Source organism: Salibaculum sp. (assembly GCF_035270045.1).
Lineage (GTDB): Bacteria > Pseudomonadota > Alphaproteobacteria > Rhodobacterales > Rhodobacteraceae > Salibaculum.
In genome coordinates this window covers 1-5078 of record NZ_DATFIP010000020.1, presented here as the reverse complement: position 1 = coordinate 5078, position 5078 = coordinate 1, and the positions used below count along the sequence as shown (strand labels likewise).

Below are 5078 nucleotides of genomic sequence, written 5' to 3'. Positions count from 1 at the left end.
GGAGTCCGCCCAAAATCGACCAAACCGCCGCTCAGGCGGCCCAAACGGTGCAAAAATCGCTGGAAACGGAGCCTGCCCGGCCCCAAACCGCCCTCAAGCGGTAATGTCGGCGCAGCCGAAGGCGTTGTTCAGACGTTCCTTACCCAGATCTAATTGGCTTTGAGGTTCTTAGCTTGAAGTGGAGTCAAACTATTAAGGAGTTAGTTCAATCTCGATCAGATAAAAGTTCGCGTTTGTGGTCATTCGAAGTGAAAAAACTTGTCAACAGATCTAATGTACGTGAAGTCTTTTTTCAAGCTTTGAGTAACTCAGCTTGGGCAAACTATGCTTTTTTGGTTGCAGCCGAAATCTCAGGTAAAGGGACTCTGGATGAGCTTCGTATGCTTTCTAGCCAGCACGGAGTGGGTTTGATCCAGATTTCTACAACACAAGACTCGGAAAGCGCGATCCTAATCCAAGCGGATGAACGAGCCGAGGTCGACTGGACAGCGGCTGATCGTTTGTCAGTTGAAAACTCAGATGCGGAAAACATCTTTCGGCAGGTTCGCGTTTACCATCAAGCAGGCGAACTAAACATAGAGTTTTGGAAAAATTAGTGATTGCTTTGCCGATTTTTTACTACAATGTCTGTGCGTGGCGCGCGTCGGCTTTGGTGCGGCGGGCTGCGCCCTTGACTCCGCACCGGAGGCACCGCTCAAACCGCGCATCGCCATCCCGCGGTCTGGCCCTCGCGCGGATTTCTCGCACAAGGCCTTCGCCCTAGTCCTGTATCCCCTCCAGATAGGCCACCAGGTCCGCCACCGGGCGGCTGGTCATCATGGGCTGGCCGGTTTCGACCCGGATCGCGGTGTCGTCGCCCTCGAAGAACGGGCCGTAGACCGGCATGGGGCTGCCGTGGCTGACCAGCGGGTCGCGTCCGTCGATGCGCCGGGCCACGCGGGCCGTCGGAAAGACCCCGTCGTTGCCTGCCGCCAGCGCCGTCAGGTCGGGCGGTTGCAGGATCAGCGCGGCGGCCATGGGGCCGTCGCCCGTCGCCTCCGCCCCGTGGCAGGTGGCACAGTGCTGTTGGTAGAGCCGCGCGCCCTCGTCGGCGTCCTGCGCGGCCAACGGCGAGGCCAGCAGCCCCATCACCACGGGCAGTTTCCAAGCAAGGCGCATCCGGTCCTCCTATTCCTGTATGGTTTCGAGGTAGGTCGCCAGCGCCAGCAACTTGGCGGGCACGGGCGTGCCGATCCCGTCCTCCTCGACGATCACGGTGGGGCCGAGGTCAAGCACGCCGAACTCGGGCATGGCCGCTGAAAAGGCGTGGCTGCGGTCGTAGCCGTCGATCACCGACATGACCTCGTCGCGCGGAAAGATCCCGCCGTTGCGCGCGCTCAGGGTGGTCAGGTCCGGGGGGATCGTGAAAAGCTGCACACCGAAGTCCCCCGCCCCGCGCCCGTCGGCCCCGTGGCAGGCGGCGCAGTCGGCCTCGTAGGCGGCCCGGCCGGCCTCGACGCTGGTGTCGGGCTCCGCCGCCACGCAGGCGCCCAGCGCCAATGGCATGAAATACAGGGCTTTTCTCATATGGTTTCCCTTCTGCTCGTCCAGACAGGCTGACCCGTCCGGACCGCCCGCGCCTTGATCCATGTCAGGAATAGCCTAAGGTCGCGCCATGCGTGTTGTCACCCTCTGTCTGCTGTGTCTGGCCGCTTGCGGGCGCCCCCTGAGCGAGGGCGAGACCCGGCTGGTGGGCGAGGTCATGGGCCCGACGCTGGACCGCTCGGAGGTGCGCTTTGTCGAGGCCGGTTTCATCGGCACGACCACCCGGACCTACCCGGCCCGCCCGCGCACCACCTGCCGCGAAAAGATCGCCCCGCCGCCCGCGGGCCCGACCTTCAAGGCGCGCACGGCCGGCGCGGTGCTGTTCACCCATGTTCTGACCAGTCCCGACTGGACGCTGCCGGATTACCTGCCAGACTATCCAGAGGCCATGAACCTGCCCGCGGCCATGTTCCTGGCCCACGAGATGACCCATGTCTGGCAATGGCAGAACCGCGGTATAACCGGCTATCATCCTTTGCGCGGGGCGGCCGAACATTCAGGCGGCACCGATCCCTACCTTTTCGACCCGGCGGACCGGACGCCGTTCCTTGAGCTGGGCTATGAACAGCAAGCCTCCCTGGTCGAGGAATACGTCTGCTGCCGCACGCTCGACCCGGGCGGCGCGCGGACCGGGCGCATCTGGGAACGGCTGCGCGCGGTGATGCCCGTGGAACCGCCCGGGCAAGCGCCCTGGCCCATCGCCGTCTCCGGCGTCCACCCCGACACCGCCCTCAAGGGTATTTGCGGCTAGTGCAGGGTCAGGTCAGAGATGCGGGCACGCACGGCGCTGTCGGTGTCGTCACTGTCGGCCGAGACGGCCAGTCCCACCAGCGCGCCCGGCTGCCCGCCGAAGGCTGCGGCATAGTCACGGGCCAGGTCCACGCTTTCGGAATGCCGTCCCGTGCCCGCCTGGCGCAGCGCCACCGTGACCTGCTGGCCGGGCGCATAGGGCGAGGCCAGGATCTCGCCCCGGTCATGGTTGCCGCCCCAGGCGTATTGCAGGATGCGCACGGCATCGTTGCGTTGCAGGCGCAGCAGGCCGGCCCCTTGCAAGCGCGCGGCCTGGTCGCGGGGCAGGAACACGAAGTAGATCGAGATGTTGCGGTCATCCCCGCCCTTGCGCGCGAGGTCGGTGGCCGGGACAGAGCGATCCACGGTCCAGGACCAGTCGGCGCCGCGCGCGCCCCAGTCCGCGCGGTCCAGCGGTTTCCAAGTGAGCGAGACCGCGCCGTCCGAGACGATGCCGAGCGAAGCGCCATGGCTGTAGTCGTTGGCACTGAACAGCGACAGCCGCTGGTGGTTCCACCCCTCGGCCAACGAGACGGGTCCGGCAGCGGCCGCACTGGCGGCGAGGACGATCGGCAGTACAAGACGCAAGGAACGCATGGGGGACACCTTTCAGACTGTTTGACGCGATCCTAGGCAGGCACGCGGCACGCTCAACGCAAGTTCCGCGGCCTCACGCCATTGTCAGCCGGGCGTGACCACCCGCCCGCTGTCCAGCTTCACCGTACGGTCCATGCGCGCGGCCAGGGCATGGTTATGGGTGGCGATCAATGCGGCCAGCCCGGTGTCGCGCACCAGCTCCATCAGCGCCGCGAAGACCCGGTCAGAGGTTTCGGGGTCGAGGTTGCCGGTGGGCTCGTCGGCCAGCAGCAGGCGCGGTTGGTTGGCCAACGCCCGGCAGAAGGCGACGCGCTGCTGTTCTCCGCCCGACAACGCGGCAGGACGGTGATCCGCGCGCGCGGCGATGCCCACCCGGCCCAGCAGGTCGCGGGCGCGGGCCTCTGCCGCGCGCTGACTGGACCCGTTGGCCAGTTGCGGCAGCACTATGTTTTCCAGTGCCGTGAACTCGGGCAGCAGGTGGTGAAACTGGTAGATGAAGCCCACGTCGTTACGGCGGATCCCGGTGCGGCGACGGTCGCCCAGGCCGGTCATGTCCTCGCCGCCGATCTTGACGGTGCCGGTGTCGGGCGTATCCAGCAAGCCGGCGATATGCAGCAGCGTGGATTTGCCCGCCCCCGAGGGCGCGACGAGGGCCACGACCTCGCCCGGTTTCACGGACAGGTCCACGCCGCGCAGGACGTTGATCTCGTTCGGTCGCCCGTGGTTGTAGCCCTTCTCGATCCCGATCAGGTCGAGTGCCTCACTCATAGCGCAGAGCCTCCACCGGGTTCATGCGCGCCGCACGGCGGGCGGGGAAGATGGTAACGATCCACGACAGCGCCAGCGACAGGGCGCTCGCCTTGATCACGTCGACAAGGCGCAACTGCGCCGGCAGGTCGTAGATGCCCCGGATCGACGGGTCCCAGACGCCACCCCCCGCGACGTAGTTCACCGCCGAAAAGATCGGGTCGATGTAGATCGCGAAGAGACAGCCAAGCACGATGCCCAGCGCCGTGCCGATGGTGCCGATCCCCGCTCCGCATATGAAAAAGACCCGCAGGACCGACCCCTCGGTCAGGCCCATTGTGCGCAGGATGCCGATGTCACGCCCCTTGTTCTTGACCAGCATGATCAGCCCCGAAATGATATTCATGGACGCGATCAGAACGAGGATCGACAGGATCACGAACATGACATTGTCCTCGACCGTCAGCGCCCGCAGGAAGCTGCCCGCGCTGTCGCGCCACGTCCAGACAAGGTATCCGTCACCGGCCGCGGCGCGGATAGCGGGCAGGAAGGTATCCACGCGGTCGGGGTCCTCGACCATGACCTCGATCTCGTCGGCGACGCCATCCTTGTTGAAAAAGGTCTGCGCCTCACGCATCGGCAGGTAGACGCGGGTACGGTCTATGTCCCAACGCCCGGCGGTAAAGACATAAGTGACTTCGTAGGCATTCACGCGGGGACTGGTACCGAAAGCGGTCTTCTGGCCATCGGGACTTATGATGCGGATGCGGTCGCCCACCGCCGCGCCCAGCTCGCGCGCCACGCCCGAGCCGATGGCGATGCCCTCGCCAAAGCGGTCGATATCGCCCGACGCCTCTTGCGGGTTGGCGATGCGGGGAATGGTCCGCAGGTCCCCTGGCGCGATGCCGTAGACCTGGACCCCGGTGTTGCTGGCACGGTTGCTGGCCATGACCTGGCCGCGCACGAGCGGCGCTGCACGTATAACGCCGGGAATCTCGCCTAGGGTCCTTGCCAGGGCGTCGTAATCCGCGATCCGGCGGTCCACGGCGCCGTCCGCAGTCACGCTGCCCTGCTCATAGACTGTCACGTGGGCATTGGCGCCAACGATGGTGTCCACGAATTCCGTGCGGAACCCGGCCCGCACCGCCAGTGTGGCGATCAGGGCAAAGACCGCGAGGGTGATCCCCACAAGGCTGATCCAGGTCATGGTCGAGACACCGCCCTCGGCGCGCTTGGCCCGGATATAGCGCCATGCGATCATCCATTCGAAGCGGGAAAACGGTGCGGTCGAGCCTGCCATGCGCGGGGGCCTTCTGCTGGGGTCGCCGCAACCTGCGGGCAAAGCGGTGTGCGGTCAAGCG

7 protein-coding genes are annotated in these 5078 nt (G+C 65.6%); 2 read left to right on the top strand and 5 right to left on the bottom strand.

The features are described 5' to 3' along the window. The first annotated feature begins 248 nt into the window (after positions 1–248). Positions 249–596, top strand: a complete 348-nt coding sequence (locus VJ897_RS03590; protein ID WP_324053337.1) for a hypothetical protein — start codon at positions 249–251, stop codon at positions 594–596. A 163-nt stretch (positions 597–759) separates the two neighbouring features. On the opposite strand, the gene VJ897_RS03585 is transcribed toward VJ897_RS03590, so the two are convergent. After that, the gene (locus tag VJ897_RS03585; protein ID WP_324053335.1) at positions 760–1158 is read right to left on the bottom strand and encodes a c-type cytochrome; all 399 of its coding nucleotides are present in this window, start codon (positions 1156–1158) and stop codon (positions 760–762) included. Positions 1159–1167: 9 nt separating this feature from the next. Further along, positions 1168–1566, bottom strand: a complete 399-nt coding sequence (locus VJ897_RS03580) for a c-type cytochrome (protein ID WP_324053333.1) — start codon at positions 1564–1566, stop codon at positions 1168–1170. A gap of 88 nt (positions 1567–1654) precedes the next feature. Between VJ897_RS03580 and VJ897_RS03575 the strand changes: the two genes are divergently transcribed. Continuing rightward, the gene (locus tag VJ897_RS03575; protein WP_324053331.1) at positions 1655–2335 is read left to right on the top strand and encodes a hypothetical protein; all 681 of its coding nucleotides are present in this window, start codon (positions 1655–1657) and stop codon (positions 2333–2335) included. Here the strand turns inward: VJ897_RS03575 and VJ897_RS03570 are convergent. The 3 genes from VJ897_RS03570 to VJ897_RS03560 form a co-directional block, all read right to left on the bottom strand. Next, positions 2332–2970 carry a DUF3047 domain-containing protein gene (locus VJ897_RS03570; RefSeq protein WP_324053329.1) on the bottom strand — a complete coding sequence of 213 codons (639 nt, stop codon included), beginning with the start codon at positions 2968–2970 and terminating at the stop codon, positions 2332–2334. The genes VJ897_RS03575 and VJ897_RS03570 overlap by 4 nt on opposite strands. An 84-nt stretch (positions 2971–3054) precedes the next feature. Then, entirely contained in the window at positions 3055–3738 is a 684-nt protein-coding gene (locus VJ897_RS03565; RefSeq protein WP_324053327.1) for an ABC transporter ATP-binding protein, read from the bottom strand. Beyond that, positions 3731–5017 (bottom strand): lipoprotein-releasing ABC transporter permease subunit, encoded by a 1287-nt coding sequence (locus tag VJ897_RS03560; protein ID WP_324053326.1) that lies wholly within the window; start codon positions 5015–5017, stop codon positions 3731–3733. The genes VJ897_RS03565 and VJ897_RS03560 overlap by 8 nt, the downstream gene beginning before the upstream one ends. Positions 5018–5078 lie beyond the last annotated feature (61 nt).